The 18,544-nt window shown below is 70.4% G+C and carries 17 protein-coding genes; 6 read left to right on the top strand and 11 right to left on the bottom strand.

The window, feature by feature from the left end; translation table 11 throughout:
- Positions 1 to 23: 23 nt before the first annotated feature.
- The 3 genes from meaB to TSH58p_RS26150 all read right to left on the bottom strand — a co-directional run bounded on the left by meaB (position 24) and on the right by TSH58p_RS26150 (position 3,581).
- Entirely contained in the window at positions 24 to 1,028 is a 1,005-nt protein-coding gene (gene meaB / locus TSH58p_RS26160; protein WP_109469562.1) for a methylmalonyl Co-A mutase-associated GTPase MeaB, read from the bottom strand.
- Between the two features lie 81 nt (positions 1,029 to 1,109).
- Positions 1,110 to 1,679 (bottom strand): biliverdin-producing heme oxygenase, encoded by a 570-nt coding sequence (locus tag TSH58p_RS26155; protein WP_109469561.1) that lies wholly within the window; start codon positions 1,677 to 1,679, stop codon positions 1,110 to 1,112.
- 42 nt (positions 1,680 to 1,721) lie between these two features.
- Entirely contained in the window at positions 1,722 to 3,581 is a 1,860-nt protein-coding gene (locus TSH58p_RS26150) for an ABC transporter ATP-binding protein/permease (protein ID WP_109469560.1), read from the bottom strand.
- Positions 3,582 to 3,825: 244 nt separating this feature from the next.
- Here TSH58p_RS26150 and TSH58p_RS26145 point away from each other — a divergent pair, with 244 nt between their 5' ends.
- Entirely contained in the window at positions 3,826 to 5,913 is a 2,088-nt protein-coding gene (locus tag TSH58p_RS26145; protein WP_109469559.1) for a methyl-accepting chemotaxis protein, read from the top strand.
- A gap of 112 nt (positions 5,914 to 6,025) precedes the next feature.
- On the opposite strand, the gene TSH58p_RS26140 is transcribed toward TSH58p_RS26145, so the two are convergent.
- The 3 genes from TSH58p_RS26140 to TSH58p_RS26130 form a co-directional block, all read right to left on the bottom strand.
- Positions 6,026 to 6,487: an SH3 domain-containing protein gene (locus TSH58p_RS26140; protein ID WP_109069134.1), complete on the bottom strand. Its 462-nt coding sequence runs from the start codon at positions 6,485 to 6,487 to the stop codon at positions 6,026 to 6,028.
- A gap of 145 nt (positions 6,488 to 6,632) precedes the next feature.
- Positions 6,633 to 6,956, bottom strand: a complete 324-nt coding sequence (locus TSH58p_RS26135) for an AzlD domain-containing protein (protein ID WP_109069212.1) — start codon at positions 6,954 to 6,956, stop codon at positions 6,633 to 6,635.
- Positions 6,957 to 6,967: 11 nt separating this feature from the next.
- Positions 6,968 to 7,696, bottom strand: a complete 729-nt coding sequence (locus TSH58p_RS26130) for an AzlC family ABC transporter permease (RefSeq protein ID WP_109069135.1) — start codon at positions 7,694 to 7,696, stop codon at positions 6,968 to 6,970.
- A 225-nt stretch (positions 7,697 to 7,921) separates the two neighbouring features.
- Between TSH58p_RS26130 and TSH58p_RS26125 the strand changes: the two genes are divergently transcribed.
- The gene (locus TSH58p_RS26125) at positions 7,922 to 8,809 is read left to right on the top strand and encodes a phytanoyl-CoA dioxygenase family protein (protein WP_109069136.1); all 888 of its coding nucleotides are present in this window, start codon (positions 7,922 to 7,924) and stop codon (positions 8,807 to 8,809) included.
- Positions 8,810 to 8,879: 70 nt separating this feature from the next.
- On the top strand, positions 8,880 to 9,536 hold the full coding sequence (locus tag TSH58p_RS26120; RefSeq protein WP_109069137.1) for a hemolysin III family protein: 657 nt from the start codon (positions 8,880 to 8,882) through the stop codon (positions 9,534 to 9,536).
- Between the two features lie 52 nt (positions 9,537 to 9,588).
- Here the strand turns inward: TSH58p_RS26120 and clpB are convergent, their stop codons facing one another.
- Positions 9,589 to 12,219, bottom strand: coding sequence for an ATP-dependent chaperone ClpB (gene clpB, locus TSH58p_RS26115; RefSeq protein WP_109069138.1), 2,631 nt, complete (start codon positions 12,217 to 12,219; stop codon positions 9,589 to 9,591).
- Positions 12,220 to 12,457: 238 nt separating this feature from the next.
- Between clpB and TSH58p_RS26110 the strand changes: the two genes are divergently transcribed.
- Positions 12,458 to 13,012, top strand: coding sequence for an NUDIX domain-containing protein (locus TSH58p_RS26110; protein WP_109069139.1), 555 nt, complete (start codon positions 12,458 to 12,460; stop codon positions 13,010 to 13,012).
- A 57-nt stretch (positions 13,013 to 13,069) separates the two neighbouring features.
- Positions 13,070 to 13,864, top strand: coding sequence for an MOSC domain-containing protein (locus TSH58p_RS26105; RefSeq protein WP_109069140.1), 795 nt, complete (start codon positions 13,070 to 13,072; stop codon positions 13,862 to 13,864).
- 111 nt (positions 13,865 to 13,975) lie between these two features.
- Here the strand turns inward: TSH58p_RS26105 and TSH58p_RS26100 are convergent, their stop codons facing one another.
- On the bottom strand, positions 13,976 to 14,407 hold the full coding sequence (locus TSH58p_RS26100) for a DUF4167 domain-containing protein (protein ID WP_109069141.1): 432 nt from the start codon (positions 14,405 to 14,407) through the stop codon (positions 13,976 to 13,978).
- Between the two features lie 287 nt (positions 14,408 to 14,694).
- The gene (gene prmC, locus TSH58p_RS26095; protein ID WP_109069142.1) at positions 14,695 to 15,549 is read right to left on the bottom strand and encodes a peptide chain release factor N(5)-glutamine methyltransferase; all 855 of its coding nucleotides are present in this window, start codon (positions 15,547 to 15,549) and stop codon (positions 14,695 to 14,697) included.
- Positions 15,550 to 15,668: 119 nt separating this feature from the next.
- On the opposite strand from prmC, the gene TSH58p_RS26090 reads away from it, so the two are divergent.
- Positions 15,669 to 16,031 carry an endonuclease domain-containing protein gene (locus TSH58p_RS26090; RefSeq protein WP_109069143.1) on the top strand — a complete coding sequence of 121 codons (363 nt, stop codon included), beginning with the start codon at positions 15,669 to 15,671 and terminating at the stop codon, positions 16,029 to 16,031.
- 10 nt (positions 16,032 to 16,041) lie between these two features.
- Here TSH58p_RS26090 and prfA read toward each other — a convergent pair whose 3' ends face one another.
- Both prfA and hemA read right to left on the bottom strand, forming a co-directional pair.
- Entirely contained in the window at positions 16,042 to 17,115 is a 1,074-nt protein-coding gene (gene prfA, locus TSH58p_RS26085) for a peptide chain release factor 1 (RefSeq protein ID WP_094305560.1), read from the bottom strand.
- The gene (gene hemA, locus TSH58p_RS26080; RefSeq protein WP_109069144.1) at positions 17,090 to 18,445 is read right to left on the bottom strand and encodes a glutamyl-tRNA reductase; all 1,356 of its coding nucleotides are present in this window, start codon (positions 18,443 to 18,445) and stop codon (positions 17,090 to 17,092) included. Before hemA ends, prfA begins: the two co-directional genes overlap by 26 nt.
- Positions 18,446 to 18,544: the final 99 nt, after the last annotated feature.

Here is an 18,544-nt window from a genome sequence, read left to right as displayed (position 1 = left end):
CGGTGCAGCATACCCGAAAGGACCTACTCCACCGGGCGCCCGAGGAACTTTTCAAGCAGAATGCGTGCGGCGGCGGCGGGGGTGACGGCGCCGCCGGTCACGCGCGACTCCAGCGCGGACAGGTCGGCGCGCACGGCGGGGTGCGCCTTGAAGGCGTCCACCAGCGTCTCGCGGATCTCGCTCCACAGCCAGGCGCGGGCCTGCTCGGCGCGGCGCGTGGCGCGGACGCCGGACGCCTCGGTGATGGCCTTGTGCTCCCCGATGGTCTCCCACACCGAATCGATGCCGGCCCTGGTGATGGCCGAGCAGCTGAGCACCGGCACGCGCCAGTCGCCGTGGCGCAGCAGGGTCAGGGCGTGGCGATAGTCCGCGACGGTATGCCGCGCCGTGGTGGCGAGGTCGCCGTCCGCCTTGTTGACGACCACGAGGTCGGCCAGCTCGACGATGCCCTTCTTGATGCCCTGAAGCTCGTCGCCCCCGGCGGGCAGCAGCAGCAGCATGAACAGGTCGACCATGTCGGCCACCGCCGTCTCCGACTGGCCGACGCCCACCGTCTCCACCACGATCACGTCGAAGCCCGCCGCCTCGCAGATCAGCATGGCCTCGCGCGTGCGGCGGGCCACGCCGCCCAGCGTGGCGCCGGCGGGCGACGGGCGGATGAAGGCGTCCGGCTCGCGCGACAGGTCCACCATGCGGGTCTTGTCGCCCAGGATGGAGCCGCCGGTGCGCTGCGACGACGGGTCGATGGCCAACACCGCCACCTTGTGCCCCCGCGCGATGACGTGCTGCCCGAACGCCTCGATGAAGGTCGACTTGCCCACCCCCGGCACGCCGGAAATGCCCACCCGCACCGAGTTCCCGGTGTGGGGCAGCAGCGTCTCCAGCAGGGCGTCGGCCTGGGCGCGGTGATCGCGCCGGGTCGATTCGATCAGCGTGATGGCGCGGGCGAGCGCGCGGCGGTCACCCCGCAGCACCGCGTCGGCGAGCGCGGCGGGGGTGTTGAGGGCAGGGGCGGGAGCGGTCGTCATGGCAGGACCCTAGCGGGCGCGGCGGGCGCGGTGAAGCCCCCGCGTCGATCCGCTGCGTCGATCCGCCGTCCTCCCCAGGGCTCAGGCGGCCCCGGATCGAACATTCGCGACCAGCCCGTCCAGCCAGACCTCCAGCGCGGCGAACAGGGCGACCGCGGTGGCGCAGGCCGTCCGCGCCGACTCGGGCGTGTCGAGATCGCTTTCCAGCCGGGCGAGCAGCGCCTTCCAGCGGCCGGCCATGTCGATCCCGGCGGACGCCAGGAAGCGCGCGCCGCGCGTGGCGTCGAAGCCCAGAGCGCGGGTGACGTTGGGCAGCATCGCCCGCCCGCCGTGGGCGGAGCCGTCCAGCACGTAGCGCGCCGCCAGCCGCGCCGGCAGGCTGTCCAGCGCCGGCAGCGACCGGGCCACCGGCAGGGCGTCCGCGTCGATCCCCAGATCGGCCAGATCGGCGCGCAGCAGGTCCAGCCGTTCGGCCCCCTCGCCCAGCGCCCGCTCGATGGGGGCGTTGAAGCCGTGCAGGGCGATCAGGGCGTCGCGGTACTCGTCCGCCGTGATCGACGGGCTGGTCAGAGGACGCAGGACCGCCGCCCGGTCCAGCCGTTCATGGATGTCGCGGGTCGCCTCGCGCAGCGCCTGCCGTACCGGTCCCAAAGGGATGCTCCGTCGTGATGATGGGTTCAGGTGGGAAAGGGCTCAGGTGGGGGCAAGGACTTCCGGAACCGGCTCCGGCCCTTGCGAGGATTCCTGCTGCCGCGCCCACAATGCGGCATAGGCGCCGCCGCGCGACAGCAGTTCCATGTGGCGTCCCCGTTCGATCACACGACCGGCCTCCATCACCAGGATCTCGTCGGCGTCGATCACGGTGGACAGGCGGTGCGCGATCACCAGCGTGGTGCGGCCCCGGCTGACCTCGCGCAGGTTGGCCTGGATCTCCCGCTCGGTGTGGGTGTCGAGCGCCGAGGTCGCCTCGTCGAACAGCAGGATCGCCGGGTTCTTCAGGATGGTGCGGGCGATGGCGACGCGCTGCTTCTCGCCGCCGGACAGCTTCAGCCCGCGCTCCCCCACCGTGGTCTCGTAGCCGTCGGGCAACGCCATGATGAAGTTGTGGATGTGGGCCAGCCGGGCCGCCTGCTCGACCTCCGCCGGGGAGGCGCCGGGGCGGCCATAGGCGATGTTGTAATAGACCGTGTCGTTGAACAGCACCGTGTCCTGCGGGACGATGCCGATGGCGCCGCGCAGCGATTGCTGGGTCACCTCCCGGATGTCCTGCCCGTCGATCAGGATGCGCCCGCCCGACACGTCGTAGAAGCGGAACAGCAGCCGCCCGATGGTCGATTTGCCCGCCCCGGACGGGCCGACGATGGCCACCGTCCGCCCGGCGGGCACGGTGAAGCCCACCCCCTTCAGGATCGGCCGGCGCGGGTCGTAGCCGAACTCCACCCCGTCGAAGCGCAGCTCGCCCCCCGTGATGGCGAGCGCCGGGGCGCCCGGACGGTCGGCCACCTCGCGGTCCACGGACAGCAGCGTCACCATCGATTCCACGTCGATCAGCGCCTGCTTGATCTCGCGGTACACCACCCCGAAGAAGTTCAGCGGCTGGTAGAGCTGGAGCAGGTAGGTGTTCACCAGCACGAAGTCGCCCAGCGTCATCGTGCCGTTGACGATGCCGCGCGCCGCCATGCCCATGACCACCGCCAGCCCCAGCGAGATGATCGCCGACTGGCCGATGTTCAGCAGCGACAGGCTGCGCTGGCTCTTCACCGCCGCCTGCTCGTAGGACGCCAGCGCCTGGTCGTAGCGCCGGGCCTCATGCCCCTCGTTGCCGAAATACTTGACGGTCTCGTAGTTCAGCAGGCTGTCCACCGCCTTGGTGTTGGCCTTGTTGTCGGTCTCGTTCATGGCACGGCGGAACTGGATGCGCCATTCCGACACGAAGAAGGTGTAGGCGATGTAGCTGCCCACCGTGGCGAAGGTCGCCAGCGCGAACCAGCCGTCGAACATCCGCCACAGGATCACGCAGACCAGCGTGATCTCGACCAGCGTCGGCACGATGGAGAACAGGGCGTAGCGCAGCAGCGTCTCGATGGCGCGGGTGCCGCGCTCCAGCGAGCGGGTCAGGCCGCCGGTCTGCCGCTCCAGATGGAAGCGCAGCGACAGGGCGTGCAGATGCTGGAAGACCGACAGGGCGACCTTGCGGATCGTGCGCTGGGCGACGTTGGCGAACACCGCGTCGCGCAGCTCCGCGAAGACCAGCGACATCACCCGCGCCAGACCGTAGGCGACGATCAGCCCCAGCGGGATGGTCACCAGCGCCCCGGCGTCCCCCGGCGACAGGGCGTCCACCGCCCGCTTGTAGAAGAGCGGCACCCAGACGTTCGCCACCTTGGCGCCGACCAGCAGGACCAGCGCCACCACCACGCGCAGCTTCGTCTCGAAGGAATCATTCGGCCACAGATAGGGGACGAGCGAGCGCAGCGCCGCCATGTCGCCGGTGCTGGACGCGGCCTCCGCATAGCTGGGGGCCGGGCTGGGGGTGCTGGTGCGGCGGCGCATGGAGGGGTCCGGGAAAAGGGTCGGTTGCCAAGAGCGGCTGCCCTAAACTAGGGCCACATGCGGCGCCAACCAAGGAAGACGGGCCGTGCGCCGGATGCATGGCGGTCCGCCGGAGCGCTTCCACACGGAAAACGGGAATCGATCTCCGAAAAATTGCACGCGGACGAATGGATAAAACCGTATTAGACTTAATGCCTATCTCCGTTGGCGAGGGCTGCGGAGCGATTGCCGCATAGGGCCGAACGTGCTGAAAAACCTCTCCCTGACCGCCAAACTGTCCCTGCTGAACGTGCTGGGGCTGTTCATCCTGGCCGGCGTGCTGACGCTGGCTTCCAGCCAGGTGCTGAGCGACCGCAGCGCCGCCTCCGCGCAGGAGCAGCGGGAGCGCAGCATGGCGCTGGCCCACATGCTGCTGAAGCAGAACGGCGCCGACTACAGCCTGCGCGACGGCGCGCTTTATGTCGGATCGACGCGGGTCGACGGCGACACCCGGATGGTCGACCAGATCCACGAGCTGACCGGCGGCTCGGCCACGGTGTTCCGCGGGGACACCCGCGTCGCCACCACCGTGCAGAACCCCGACGGCAGCCGGGCCAACGGCACGAAGCTGGGCGCCGGGCCGGTCTTCGACAGCGTCATCACGCAGCGCAAGCCCTACCGCGGCGAGGCCGACATCCTGGGCGAGCGCTACTTCACCTCCTACGACCCGCTGCTCGACGCCTCGGGCTCGGTGGTCGGCGTGCTGTTCGTCGGGCTGAAGCGGGCCGACGTGATGAGGGTGGTGGACGAGGTGGAGCACACCATCCTGGTGGTGGCGCCGCTGGTCACGCTGGCCTTCGGTCTGGTCAGCTTCTTCCTGGTCCGCCGCCAGATGGGTGCCGTGCGGGCGATGAGCGCGACCATGCACGACCTCGCCGCCGACAAGCTGGACGTCGCCGTTCCCGGCCTCGACCGCGGCGACGAGATCGGGCAGATGGCGCAGGCGGTGCAGGTGTTCAAGGACAACGCCATCCAGAAGAAGGCGATGGACAAGGCCGAACGCGAGCGGCTGGAGGCCGAGCGCCGGGCCGACGAGGCGCAGCGCGCCCGCGAGACGGCCATCGGCGAGGAGATCGCCGCGCTGATCGACGGCGTGTCGAAGGGCGACCTGTCGCGCCGCCTGGAGTTGGCCGGCAAGGACGGCTTCTACCGGACGATGTCGGCGGGCATCAACCGCCTGACCGACACGGTGGAGGCGGTCATCGCCGACCTCGGCGCGGTGCTCAGCGCACTCGCCCAGGGCGACCTCAACAAGCGGGTGCAGCGCGACTACGAGGGCGCCTTCCAGACGCTGAAGACCGACGTCAACGCCACCTCCGCCAAGCTGTCGGAGATCGTCGGCCAGATCACCCAGGCGGCGGACACCATCGCCTCGGCGGCGGGCGAGGTCTCCATCGGCTCCTCCGACCTCGCGGAGCGGACGGAGCAGCAGGCGTCCTCTCTGGAGGAGACGGCGGCGAGCATGGAGGAGCTGGGGGCGACCGTGCGCTCCAACGCCGACAACGCCCAGCGCGCCAACGGCATGGCCGCCGACGCCCGCACCGCCGCCGAGTCCGGCGGGACGGTGGCGGACTCGGCCATCGAGGCGATGAAGCGCATCGAGGCGTCGAGCCGCAAGATCACCGACATCATCGGGGTGATCGACGAGATCGCCTTCCAGACCAACCTGCTGGCGCTGAACGCGGCGGTCGAGGCGGCGCGGGCCGGCGATGCGGGCCGCGGCTTCGCCGTGGTGGCCCAGGAGGTGCGCAACCTCGCCCAGCGCTCCGCCCAGGCGTCCAAGGAGATCAAGGGCCTGATCCTCGACAGCGACGCCCAGGTGAAGGACGGGGTGGAACTGGTCAAGAAGGCCGGCGACGCGCTGGAGGGCATCGTGTCGGGCGTCCATCAGGTCGCCGGGCTGATCGCCGAGATGGCCTCGGCGTCGAGCGAGCAGGCGGCGGCGCTGGATGAGATCAACGCCACCGTCTCGCAGATGGACGAGATGACCCAGAAGAACGCCGCGCTCGTCGAGGAGACCACCGCGGCGGCGCAGGCCATGGCCGGTCAGGCCAACGACCTGAAGGGGCTGATCGGCTTCTTCAAGCTGGACCCCCGCGCCGTGCCGGTCGCCGTGCCGGTCGCCGCTGCGGCCATCGCTGCAACGCCGCGGCAGGTCGCGCCGGTGCGTTCGGCCGCGCCGACGCCCCGCCCGGCCCGCGCCGCGGCAAAGCCGGCGGCCCGCACGGTTGCCCATTCGGGCGCCGCGCTCAAGCGCAACGTCAGCGAGGACGACGACTGGAAGGAGTTCTGAGGGGCGGGGCGGCCTTGCCCCCACCCTAACCCTCCCCCGCTTTCGCAGGGGAGGGGACTTTTCTCCCTCCCCCGCCCAGCGGGGGAGGGCCGGGGTGGGGGCAATCCCCGCCTCAGTTCGCGATCGGCGTCGCCTCGATCTTGCGGCGCGGGGCGGCCTTGATCGAGGGGCCGGCGTTGTCCTCCGGCTTGGCGACGGTGGTCGTCGTGCCGCGGGCGGCCTGGATGGGGGCGCTGCCGCGCAGGCGCAGCAGATGCATCCGCACATAGGCGGTCGACCCCGCCGCCTGCACCGCCACCCAGTCGGTGCCGCGGGCGCGGCCCAGGACCTTCAGGGGCTGGCCGGGCGGGAAGGTGGCGATGATGGGCGCGCTGTTGCTCGGCTGCGAGCGCAGCGCGGTGGCCTTGTCGGTTTCCCACTCGCCGGAGACGGTGTCGAGCCCGGCCGGGGATGCGGTGGCGGTCCCCTGCACCACGGGCGCGCGGTTGGTCCGCTCGCCCGTCTGGCAGGCGGTCAGCATCACCGTGCAGGCCACGGCGAGAGAGACGGGAACGAGGCGCAGGCGTCTGGTCATCACGGACCCTGTTGGGTAGCCCTTTCGATCGGGCGACCATACAGGATGCGCCCCCGCCCGCGCCACCGCGCCGCGGCAGAACGGCTATGCACTGTTTGTGGCAGGAAAGTGGCGCCGCCAGCTCCGGTCCCCAGGCCTCCAGCCCTCAGGCCAGGACGCCCAGCTGCCAAGCGAAGAAGACGCCCAGCGCCACGGCGATGGTGAGGAGCTGCTTGCCCGTCACCACGCAGGCCAGGACGGCGGCCAGCGCGCCGACCAGCTGCGGGTTCCTCCAGGTCAGCTCCAGCCCCTCGCCGTTCGGGGACAGGATCATCGGCACGATGATGGCGGTCAGCACGGTCACCGGGACGAAGCCCAGCGCCTGCTTCAGCAGCGGCGGGAAGACCACCCGGTCGCCCAGCACGAACAGCGCCGCCTTCACGAAGACGGTCACCGCCGCCATGCCCAGGATCATGACGGTGTTGGTCAGGACGGTCCCGGTCATGCCGCTTCCTCCTCCCGCCGTCCGGCCTCCAGCCCGCCGGAACGCCAGCGCTGCAGGGCCATCCCGACGGCGACGCCGGCCACCACGGCGGCCATCAGCCCCAGCTTGTAGGGCACGTCCTGCCCCAGATAGGCCACGGCCCCCGCCGCCACCGCCGCCGCGAAGTTGGGCAGGCTGGCGAGCTGCGGGACGACGATGGCGATGAAGGTGGCGACCATCGCGAAGTCGAGCCCCAGCGACTGGAGCTGCGGAAAGGCCGCGCCGAACAGCAGGCCGACCAGGGTCCAGAACTGCCAGTTCGCGTACATCGACAGGCAGGAGCCCAGGAAGTACCAGTGACCGAGCGGCGCCCGCGGATGCCGGGCGTAATAGCCGGCCATCACCGCGAAGGTCTCGTCCGTCAGGAAGAAGCCCAGCGTCCAGCGCCAGCGCGCCGGCAGATGGGCGACGTGCGGCAGCAGCGTGGCGGCGTAGAGGGCGTGGCGCAGGTTCACGATGAGCGTGGTCAGCCAGATCACCGCCAGCCCGGCGTGCCCGGCCACCAGCCCCAGCGCGATGAACTGGCTGGACCCCGCATAGACCGACAGGGACATGAGCTGCCCCTGCCACGCCGCCAGCGGCCCGGCGGCCACCAGCGTGCCGAAGATTATCCCGAAGGGCGCCGCGCCGATGACCATCGGCAGGGTGTCGCGGGCGCCGGCGGCGAAGCTGGATCGTCTGGTCATGATCGTTCTGAAGCGTCTTGTCGGACCGTTCCATGGAACAGCGTCGGGTTGCGGACCATAGCGCTGCGACGGGTCGTCCGCTCCCCTTTTATTGTCCGGGAGACAAGTCCTTCCGCCCCGCCCCGCGCAATATGCCGCAAGCGAAGCATCTGTGAATATTTCCCGTTTTTAGTGTAATAACCTGATCATCTCGCACCCATTGCGCTTGCCGGGGAGCTTGTTCGCGTGAAGGTACCGTTCAACAACAAGGCCCGTTGGATCGACGACGTCGTCTGGCATCACATCCCGCGCCTGAAGATCGAGCCGCGGCGCAAGCTCGCCGCCTCCCTGCTGGCGCCCTTCCGGCCCCGCACCCCCGGCTTCAAGCCGTCCGAACAGGCGTTGAGCTTCAAGACGCAACTGGAGACGCGCGGCTACACCGACGCCTTCCGCCTGCTGACCGACGAACAGGTCGCGGCGATGCGGCGCTACTTCGAGGAACAGCCCGGCTTCGACGGCGGCCACCGGCAATATGGCTCCTTCACCATCGACAAGGTGCCGTCGCCGGACATACAGATGGCCCGCTATGTGGAGGAGCAGTTCCTGGCCGCTCCCCACCTGCTGGACACCATCAACCACCCCCTCGTCCTGGAGGTCGCAGAAGCCTTCCACGGCTGCAAGCCGACCATCGACGGCATGTCGGTGTGGTGGTCGCTGGCCCGGCCCAACCCGCGGATCAGCACGCAGAACTACCACCGGGACTACAATCAGATCCGTCATTTCAAGATGTTCCTGTACCTGACGGACACCGACATGGGCGGCGGGCCGCACATCTACGTCCCGGCCTCCCAGCACGGGCAGGAGCTTCTGGAGCGGCGCAATCATTCCGACGCCGAGGTCGAGGCGGTCTACGGCGCGTCGGCGCCCGTCGCGCTGACCGGACGGGCGGGCGACTGCTTCCTGGCCGACAACATCGGGATGCACAAGGCTCTCCAGCCGACGCACAGCGACCGGCTGATCGTCGTCACCGAATACACGCTGCTGCGCAACCGCTTCGGCCCGCTCCAGCCGGTGCTGCCGAATCCGGACCGCCGTTACGACCCCTACATCAACCGGGTCTATCTGCGGAGTTAACGATTCCGGTGGGGCCGGACTGCCGGGGGGAGGGCTTTCCATCCGTCCGCCTTTCCGGCAGGCTGGTCCCATGAAACCCGATTCCTGCTTCGAGTTTCCCGTCCACACGGCGGGGGAGCGTGCGGCGGACGCGGTTGTCCACGCCATCGGCCTGATCGCCGGCCTGATCGGCGCATTCTGGCTGCTGGCGGTGACGGCGGGCCATGCTTCCGCGACCGAGATGGTGTCGCTAGCCGCTTACGGCGCCGGGCTGGTCGGCATGCTGAGCGCGTCGGCCGCCTACAACCTGTCCCCGCCGGGGCGGCGCAAGGCGGTGCTGCGGCGGCTCGACCACGCGATGATCTATGTGATGATCGCCGGCAGCTACACCCCCTTCACCCTGAACCGGCTGGACGGCGCCGCCGGGCTCGCGCTGGGGATCGGGGTGTGGGTGGTCGCGCTCGGCGGGGTGGCGCTGAAGCTGTTCGCCTCCTGGCGGTACGAACGGCTGGGCTTCGTGCTCTATCTCGGGCTCGGCTGGGCCATCCTGTCGGTGGCCGAACCGCTGTGGCGGTCGCTGTCCCCGGCGACTTTGCTGCTGCTGGCGGTGGGCGGGATCGTCTACACGGTCGGCGCCTTCATCCACACGCTCGACCGCCTGCCCTACAACATTCCGGTCTGGCACGGGCTGGTCGTCATCGCGGCCGCCTGCCACTTCGCCGCGGTGGCGCGGGAGTTCGTGACCTGACGGGGGAGGGGCCTCGCGAAAGGCCCCTCCCCCGCAGCGTCAATAAACGGCATCAGTGAACCGTCGTCACCGGCTGGGTCGCCGCGCTGCGCACCTGGGCGGAGACGGGCAGGCCGTTGATGGTCAGCTCGCCGCCTTCCGCCCCCACCTTGACCGTCTGGCCGTCGGCGACGCGGCCCTCCAGGATCATGGTGGCCAGCGGGTTCTGCAGCTCCCGCTGGATCACCCGCTTCAGCGGACGCGCGCCGTAGACCGGGTCGTAGCCGGCCTCGGCCAGCCATTGCGTCGCCGCCTCGTCGACCTCCAGCGTGATGTCGCGGTCGGCCAGCATGCGGATCAGCCGGCCGAGCTGGATCTTGACGATCCCGCCCATGTGGCTGCGGTCCAGGCGGTGGAACAGCAGGATCTCGTCCAGCCGGTTCAGGAACTCCGGCCGGAAGTGGGCGCGCACCACCTCCATCACCTCGTCGCGCACGGCGCCGCTGTCCTGGCCTTCCGGCTGGGCCGCCAGCACCTCGGAGCCGAGGTTCGAGGTCATGATGATGACCACGTTGCGGAAGTCCACCGTCCGCCCCTGCCCGTCGGTCAGGCGCCCGTCGTCGAGCACCTGGAGCAGCACGTTGAAGACGTCCGGATGGGCCTTCTCCACCTCGTCGAACAGGACGACCTGATAGGGCCGGCGGCGCACCGCCTCGGTCAGCGCCCCGCCCTCCTCATAGCCGACATAGCCCGGAGGAGCGCCGATCATGCGGGCGACGGAGTGCTTCTCCATGTATTCCGACATGTCGAGCCGGACCATCGCCGTCTCGTCGTCGAACAGGAATTCGGCCAGCGCCTTGGTCAGCTCGGTCTTGCCGACGCCGGTCGGACCGAGGAACAGGAAGGAGCCGATCGGCCGGTTGGGGTCCTGCAGGCCGGCGCGGGCGCGGCGGACGGCGTTGGAGACCGCCACGATGGCCTCGTCCTGGCCGATCACGCGGGACTTCAGGCGGGTTTCCATCGCCAGCAGCTTCTCCCGCTCGCCGGCCAGCATCTTGTCCACCGGCACGCCGGTCCAGCGGCTGACCACGGCGGCGATGTCGCTGTCGCGCACCTCCTCGTTCAGCATGCGGTTGGCGGCGTGGGCCTCCGCGTCCTTCAGCCGCTTCTCCAGGTCGGGGATGACCCCGTAGGCGAGTTCACCGGCCCGGCCCCAGTTGCCGTCGCGCTGGACCTGCTCCAGCTCGGTGCGGGCCTTCTCCAGATCCTCCTTGATCTTCTGGGCGCCCTGGAGCTGGTCCTTCTCGGCCTGCCACTTGGCGGTCAGCTCGGCGGATTCCTGCTCAAGGTCGGCCAGCTCGCCTTCCAGGTTGGCGAGCCGGGCGCGCGAGGCGTCGTCGGACTCGCGCTTCAGCGCCTCCCGCTCGATCTTGAGCTGGATGATGCGGCGGTCCAGCTCGTCGATGTTCTCCGGCTTGCTGTCCACCGCCATGCGCAGGCGGCTGGCCGCCTCGTCGATCAGGTCGATGGCCTTGTCGGGCAGGAAGCGGTCGGTGATGTAGCGGTTCGACAGGGTCGCCGCCGACACGATGGCCGCGTCGGTGATGCGCACGCCGTGGTGCACCTCGTAGCGCTCCTTCAGGCCGCGCAGGATGGAGATGGTGTCCTCCACCGTCGGTTCCGGCACGAAGACGGGCTGGAAGCGCCGGGCGAGTGCGGCGTCCTTCTCGATGTGCTTGCGGTATTCGTCCAGCGTGGTGGCGCCGACGCAATGCAGCTCGCCGCGCGCCAGCGCCGGCTTCAGCATGTTGGAGGCGTCCATGGCGCCGTCCGCCTTGCCGGCCCCGACCAGCGTGTGCAGCTCGTCGATGAAGACGATGATCTCGCCCGCCGCCGCCTGGATTTCCTGGAGCACGGCCTTCAGCCGCTCCTCGAACTCGCCGCGGTACTTGGCGCCGGCCACCATGCCGGCGAGGTCGAGCGACAGCAGCTTCTTGTTCTTCAGCCCTTCCGGCACGTCGCCCTTGACGATGCGCTGGGCGAGACCCTCGACGATGGCGGTCTTGCCGACGCCCGGCTCGCCGATCAGGACGGGGTTGTTCTTGGTGCGCCGCGCCAGCACCTGGATGGTGCGGCGGATCTCCTCGTCGCGCCCGATCACCGGGTCGAGCTTGCCCTCGCGCGCCGACTCGGTCAGGTCGCGGGTGTATTTCTTCAGCGCGTCGTAGCCCTGCTCGGCGCTGGCGGTGTCGGCGGTGCGGCCCTTGCGCACCTCGTTGATCGCGGTGTTGAGCGCCTGCGGGGTGACGCCCGCGCGCTTCAGCACCGCGGCGGACGGCGTGCCGTCGGCCATGGCGAGCGCCAGCAGGATGCGTTCCGCGGTGACGTAGCTGTCGCCGGCCTTCTTGGCGACCGCCTCGGCCTGCTCGAACACGCGCGACAGTTCCGGGGTCAGATACACCTGCCCGGCGCCGGCACCCTCCACCTTGGGCTGCTTGTCCAGCTCGGCGTCCACGCCCGACAGCGACAGGGCGGGGTCGCCGCCGGCCGCACGGATCAGGTTGGAGGCCAGCCCTTCCTTGTCGTCCAGAAGGGTCTTCAGCAGGTGTTCCGGCGTCAGCCGCTGGTGGCCGCGCCGCAGGGCCAGGGTCTGCGCCGCCTGCACGAAGCCACGGCTGCGCTCGGTGTATTTTTCGAAGTCCATGTTGTGCTCCCTTCATCGCCGACCGTCCGCGAGGCAGCCCGGTCAGTCCGATCCACGTTACCAGTGCGATCCGCAAGGATGCATGCGTCGCCGTAGATGTGGGAGAGGCCCATCCGTATGCAAGACCCCCCGGTATGCGTGGTTATTGCTTTTGTCGGACCCGCGCCGAAAGGGTGGCTTTCCGCGGCCCGACGGAAAAGGCTAGGGTTTTGCGCCAATGCCACGGACTCCCGCCTTCATGACGGCCACGCCCACCAGCACCCCGCCCGGCACCCCGCGCGACCCTTCGCCCAAGGCCCTGCGGCCCGCCCTGACCACCCCCCTGATGCGGCTGGCCTGGCACGGCCGCAACATGTGGCATTGGGTGGCGCGCCCGCTGACCATGGGGGTGCGGGGGATCATCCTGGACGACTCGGGGGCCGGGGGCGGTCCGGCCTCGGTCCTGCTGATCCGCCACAGCTATATCGGCGGCTGGCATTTTCCGGGCGGCGGAGTCGGAAAAGGGGAGTCCCTGGTGGAGGCCATGAAGCGCGAGGTGCGCGAGGAGGTCGGGTTGACCGTGGAGAGCGGCCCGCAGCCCTTCGGCGTCTACGCCCGCTTCCGGCACGGGGCGAGCGACCATGTGGCCGTCTTCGTCGCGCAGGGATGGTCGGGGACGCTGCGGGCCGACGGGGTGGAGATCCTGGAGGCGCGCTTCTTCCCGCTGGACCGGCTGCCGGAGGACACCTCCCCCGCGACGCGGCGGCGAATCGCCGAGTTCCAGGGTCGGGAGCCTTTGGCCGAGCGGTGGTGACGGTTTTCGATTGCGACGGTTGACAGAAGCGAACCGGTCCCACCATTGTGCGATGCAATGCCCGCGACCGTCGCCGCCATACGCCGCTACCCCGTGAAGGGGCTGAGCGGCCAGGATCTTCCCGCCGTTGACCTCGTCACCGGCCAACCCATTCCTTTTGACCGGCGCTTCGGCCTGCTGCACGGCCCGGCGGCCCTGACCCCGGATGTCGAGGGCTGGCGCCCGAACGAGGATTTCTTCACGCTCGACCGGAACGAGAAGCTGGCGCTGCTCGACACCGAGTTCGACGAAGCCACCCAGTCGCTGATCATCCGGCGCGGCGGCAAGCAGGTGTCGCGCGGGCGCCTGGACCAGCCGATGGGCCGGATGCTGGTGGAGCAGTTCTTCGCCGCCTATCTGGCCGGCGCGGCTCCCGGCCTGCCCAAGCTGGCCGAGGCCAGGCATCCGGCGCAGGGCGGCGGCTTTTCCTTCACCGACCGGGAAGAGGCCGCGGTCTCCATCCTCAATCTCGCCAGCGTGCGCGATCTGGAGGAGCGGGTGGCCAAGCAGCCGGTCGATCCGCGGCGCTTCCGCGCCAACCTGATGATCGACGGGCTGGAGCCCTGGGTGGAACGCCAGTGGATCGGCGCGCTGCTGACCATCGGCGAGGTCACCCTGCGCATCTGCGACCACAAGGACTGCCGCCCCTCCAGCGAGGTCAACCCGGCGACCGGGGCGCGGGACCTCAACACGCTTCCCATTCTGGAGCGCGGTTACGACCACACGCAGTGCGGCGTCTATGCCCGCGTGGTGCATGGGGGCCGGATCGCGGTGGGCGACCCGGTGGCGCTGGCCGAAGACCTGCCAGCCTGAAAACTCATCCGGCCTGAAGACTTGCGGCCTGAAAACCTGCAGCCGGAAACCGGCCAGTCCTGAAACCGGGAGTCGCCGGCTTCAGGACTGGCGGACGTCGGACATTCCGTATCAGGCGCTCATCGGGGTGCGTTCGTCGGCAGCGGCCTCGGACTCGTCGCCCATCTCGCCGCCGTCCTCGTCCTCCGCCGAACCGCCCATGCTGGGCTGCGGGCCGAGGCCGGCGGCGCCGGCGTTGCCGCGCTGGCGGTTCTCGGATTCCTGGATCTGGTTGATGATGCGGAAATAGTGCTCCGCATGCTGAAGGTAGTTTTCCGCCTGGACGCGGTCGCCGGACGAGGAGGCGTCGCGGGCCAGCGCCAGATACTTTTCATGGACCTGCCACGCGTTGCCGCGGATGCGCACGTCCGGACCATTGCTGTCGAAGGTCTGGTGACGCAGCGGAACGTTCTGCCGGCGGTTGCCACCGCCGCCCCCGCCGCCGCCACCTCCGCCGCCGTTGCCACGACCGCGCGAGCGCCTGGAGTTCGGTCCTTGTCTCATTTGGCTCTTATGGCCCCATGTAAGAGAAGTGCAATCCCGCGAACGCCCTGGCTGACCATCCGGTCGCCGGGCCCGCCGCGGAACCAACCGCGGATGGGTCGCAGGGATCAAATCGACGCGCCCAACCGATCAACCGGTCTGCCTTCTCGGACGTCCGCCCAACCGCGCGGGGTTTCCGGAGGCCATGGGTACACCCTGGGATGATCGTCCCCGGGCCATCGTCGTCCTTGCACCCTACTGGGGACCGCGCGTCAATCCAACCTTTTTTTTGGGGGGATGGGGCGAAATCACGCCCTCTTCCGCCCCAGGACACAGCGTTCCACGCCGCCCAGATCGCGGAAGACGCCCGCCGGCTCCAGCCCGGCGGCGGCCAGCAGCCCCGCCACGTCCGCCGCCTGCCCCTGCCCGACCTCCAGCCCGGCCAGACCGCCCGGCAGGAGCAGGTGCGGCGTCTGCGCGGCGATGATCCGGTAGGCGTCCAGCCCGTCCGCCCCGCCGTCCAGCGCGCGCAGCGGGTCGTGCTCGCGCACCTCCGGATCGAGCGCGGCGATGTCCGCGCTGGGGATGTAGGGCGGGTTGGAGACGACGACGGCGAACCGCTCGGCCAGCCCGGCGCCCCAGTTGCCGGTCTGGAAGCGCGCCCGCTCCGCCAGCCCGTTGCGCGCCGCGTTCTCCGTGGCGGCGGCCACCGCGCCGGGGCTGAGATCGACGCCGAGGCCGGTGGCGTTGGGCAGTTCCGCCAGCAGGGCCAGCAGGATGCAGCCGGTCCCGGTGCCGAGGTCGAGCAGCCGCAGCGGAGCGGTCCGGTCCGGCAGCGCCTTCAGCACCGCCTCGACCAGCGTCTCGGTATCCGGCCGGGGTTCCAGGGTATCGGGGTTGAGGGCGAGGTCGATCGTCCAGAACTCGCGATGGCCGAGGATGCGTCCCACCGGCTCCCGCGCCGCCCGCCGCTCGACCAGGGCGCGGAGGCGGGCCGCGTCGGGCTCCGGAACGGGATCGTTGGCCCGGGCGAACAGGTCGGAGCGGGTGAGGCCCAGCGCGTGCTCGACGAGCAGGCGCGCGTCGAGGTCGGGCGTGTCCACCCCGGCCTCGCGCAGGCGGGCCTCGGCGGCGCGGCGGAGTTGGTGAAGCGTGATGGTCATGGTTCCCCCACCCCGACCCTCCCCCGCTGGGCGGGGGAGGGAGATCGATGCGGCCCCTTGTCCCCTCCCCCGCCCAGCGGGGGAGGGTTAGGGTGGGGGTCTACGGTAACAGGCGCATCATGGCCAGAAACCCGACCCTCAAACGTCACGCCCGCGACATGCGCACCCAGCCCACGGATGCCGAAAGGACGCTGTGGCGCTATCTGCGCCACGGCCAATTGGGCGGGTGGAAATTCCGCCGGCAACATCCGCTGCCTCCCTACATTCTCGATTTCGCCTGCCTTGATGTGTGTGTCGCCATCGAAGTCGACGGCGGCCAGCACGCCGACTCCGCCTACGATTCCGCCCGGGATGAGCATTTGCGGCAACACGGCTGGAGAATCCTGCGCTTCTGGAACAACGACGTGCTGAACAACCCGGAGGGCGTGGCGGCGACGATCCTCGCCGCCATCGGCGGCCCGAAACTCCCCGAAGGAGATTGACGGAACCGCCCTACTGCAGCTCCGACAGCCGCGCCGCCTCGTCCTCCGCCGTCAGCGCGTCGATCAGCTCGTCCAGCGCTTCCCCCGCCATCACCTTTTCGATCTTGTAGAGCGTCAGGTTGATGCGGTGGTCGGTCACCCGCCCTTGCGGGAAGTTGTAGGTGCGGATGCGCTCCGAGCGGTCGCCGGAGCCCACCTGGCTCTTGCGGTCGGCGGCGCGGGCCTTGTCCTTCTCGGCGCGCTCCCGTTCGTAGAGGCGGGCGCGCAGCACCTTCAGGGCCTTGGCCTTGTTCTTGTGCTGGCTCTTCTCGTCCTGCTGGCTGACCACCAGGCCGGTCGGCAGGTGGGTGATGCGCACCGCGCTGTCCGTCGTGTTCACCGACTGGCCGCCGGGACCGCTGGAGCGGAACACGTCGATGCGCAGGTCCTTCTCGTCGATGTGGATGTCCACCTCCTCCGCCTCGGGCAGCACCGCGACGGTGGCGGCGGAGGTGTGGATGCGCCCCTGGGTCTCGGTCGCCGGGACGCGCTGCACGCGGTGGACCCCCGATTCGAACTTCAGCCGGGCGAACACGTTGCGGCCGGTGATGTTGGCGATGGCCTCCTTGTAGCCGCCGATGCCGGTCTCGCTGACCTCCATCGTCTCGAACCGCCAGCCCTGGAGCCCGGCGTAGCGGCGGTACATCTCGAACAGCTCCGCGGCGAACAGGGCCGCCTCGTCGCCGCCGGTGCCGGCCCGCACCTCCAGGATGGCGTTCTTCTCGTCCGCCTCGTCCTTGGGCAGCAGGGAAATCTGCACCCGCCGCTCCAGGGCGGGAATGCGGCGGGTGAGGTCGGCGAACTCCTCCTCGGCCAGCGCCTTCATGTCGGCGTCGCCCGCCGGGTCGGCGATCATGCCGGCGAGGTCGGCGGCCTCGGCCTTCGCCTTCTTCAGCTCCGCGATGGCCTCGGCCACCGGGGTCAGGTCGGCGTATTCCTTCGACAGCCGGGCGAAGTCCGCCGGGTCCACCGTCCCCGCCGCCATCGCGTCCCGCAGCTCGTCATGGCGGGCCACGACCCTATTGAACTTCTCGTCCAGGCTCACGTCGCTCGTCCTTATCCAAATCACTCCCGGCGCCAAGGCCGGCACCCGGGCCAGCGCCCAGACCGGCTCCGCCGGACTCGTCCAGCCGGAACAGCCGGAACAGCAGCCGTTCCGCCGCCGCCCGCTCCGCCATCCCGGCCCCGTCCGGGTCCGCCGCCATGGCGCGCAGCGCCTCCGACGGGCCGTGCAGCAGCCGGTTGACCAGCAGCCGCGTCGCCGACGCCGCGTCCAGCCCCCGCTGCTCGTCCAGCAGGCGCCGCCGCTCCGTCTCGAAATGCGTCCGCAGCGCCGCCACGGCGGGCACCGCGGCGCGCTCGGCCCGGTGGCGGGCGAAGGCCGCCAGGGCCTCGTCCACGATGGTCCAGGCCGCCTGGGTCGCCGCCTCGCGCCCGACCCGCCCCTGCAGCGCCACGCGCTCCAGATCGGCGAGGTCGTAGACGAAGGCCTCGTCCAGCCCGGCGACGTCCGGGTCCACGTCGGCGGGGATCGCCGCGTCCACCACGAACACCGGGCGCCGGCGGCGGCGCTTCAACGCCGCCCCCAACTGCGGCGCGGAGAGGATATAGCGCCCCAGACCCGCCGCGGTCACCACGATATCCGCGCTGGTCAGCGCCGAATCGAGATCGGCCCAGGGCGCGAAGTGGCTGTCCATGCGCCGCGCCGCCGCTTCGGCCCGGCGGTCCACCGGGGCGGCGACGATCAGCCGGCCCAGCCCCGCCTCGCGCAGGCCCTCCAGCACCAGGGCGCCCATGTCGCCCAGCCCCATCAGCAGGCCGGTGCAGCGCCTCAGGTCGCCGTGCAGGTCGCGCGCCACCTGGACCGCCGCGGCGACCAGCGAGGTGGCGCCCTCCGCGATCGGCGTCTCGCGGCGCACCCGCTTGGCCGCACCATAGGCGGCCTGGAGAAGCACTTCCAGCTCCGGGCCGGACAGGCCGGCGGCGGCGGCGTGGCGGTGGGCGGCCTTGACCTGCCCCAGGATGTGCGGTTCGCCGATGATCTGGCTGTCGAGCGAGCAGGCGACGGCGAAGACGTGGCGCACCGCCGCCGCGCCGGTCAGGGTGTAGAGCTGCCCGGCGAGGTCGGTCTCGGTCAGCCCCACCCGCTCCGCCATGATGCCGGCGATGGTCAGCGCGGCCTCGTTCGGGCGCTCGTGGACCGCCTGCACCTCGACCCGGTCGCAGGTGCTGAGCCACATCGCCTGGGCGATGCCGGCGGCGCTCAGCCGCTCCAGCATCGCCGGCACCTCCGCCTCCTCCGTCGTCAGACGGTCGCGGATCGCGCCGGAGCAGGACCGGTGGCTGGCGCCGATGACGAAATAGGAAGCGGTCACTCTGACTCTGGCCCAGGCCGCGGCACGGCCGACAAGGATGGTACGGTTGCCGCGGATTTAAGCACGGATGGCGCGGGGCGTCCTCATTTCAATCGTCCG

It is taken from the genome of Azospirillum sp. TSH58 (assembly GCF_003119115.1).
Lineage (GTDB): Bacteria > Pseudomonadota > Alphaproteobacteria > Azospirillales > Azospirillaceae > Azospirillum.
Note: the sequence above shows the minus strand (reverse complement) of the source record. Positions and strands in the feature narration are given on the sequence as shown.

Coding starts and splice junctions, on each gene's coding strand:
- TSH58p_RS26130 (WP_109069135.1), bottom strand. CDS start 7,696: ATGACCAGACGATCCAGCTTCGCCGCCGGCGCCCGCGACACCCTGCCG.
- TSH58p_RS26090 (WP_109069143.1), top strand. CDS start 15,669: ATGGCCAGAAACCCGACCCTCAAACGTCACGCCCGCGACATGCGCACC.
- TSH58p_RS26150 (WP_109469560.1), bottom strand. CDS start 3,581: ATGCGCCGCCGCACCAGCACCCCCAGCCCGGCCCCCAGCTATGCGGAG.
- TSH58p_RS26100 (WP_109069141.1), bottom strand. CDS start 14,407: ATGAGACAAGGACCGAACTCCAGGCGCTCGCGCGGTCGTGGCAACGGC.
- TSH58p_RS26105 (WP_109069140.1), top strand. CDS start 13,070: ATGCCCGCGACCGTCGCCGCCATACGCCGCTACCCCGTGAAGGGGCTG.
- prmC (WP_109069142.1), bottom strand. CDS start 15,549: ATGACCATCACGCTTCACCAACTCCGCCGCGCCGCCGAGGCCCGCCTG.
- meaB (WP_109469562.1), bottom strand. CDS start 1,028: ATGACGACCGCTCCCGCCCCTGCCCTCAACACCCCCGCCGCGCTCGCC.
- TSH58p_RS26110 (WP_109069139.1), top strand. CDS start 12,458: ATGACGGCCACGCCCACCAGCACCCCGCCCGGCACCCCGCGCGACCCT.
- TSH58p_RS26140 (WP_109069134.1), bottom strand. CDS start 6,487: ATGACCAGACGCCTGCGCCTCGTTCCCGTCTCTCTCGCCGTGGCCTGC.
- TSH58p_RS26120 (WP_109069137.1), top strand. CDS start 8,880: ATGAAACCCGATTCCTGCTTCGAGTTTCCCGTCCACACGGCGGGGGAG.
- clpB (WP_109069138.1), bottom strand. CDS start 12,219: ATGGACTTCGAAAAATACACCGAGCGCAGCCGTGGCTTCGTGCAGGCG.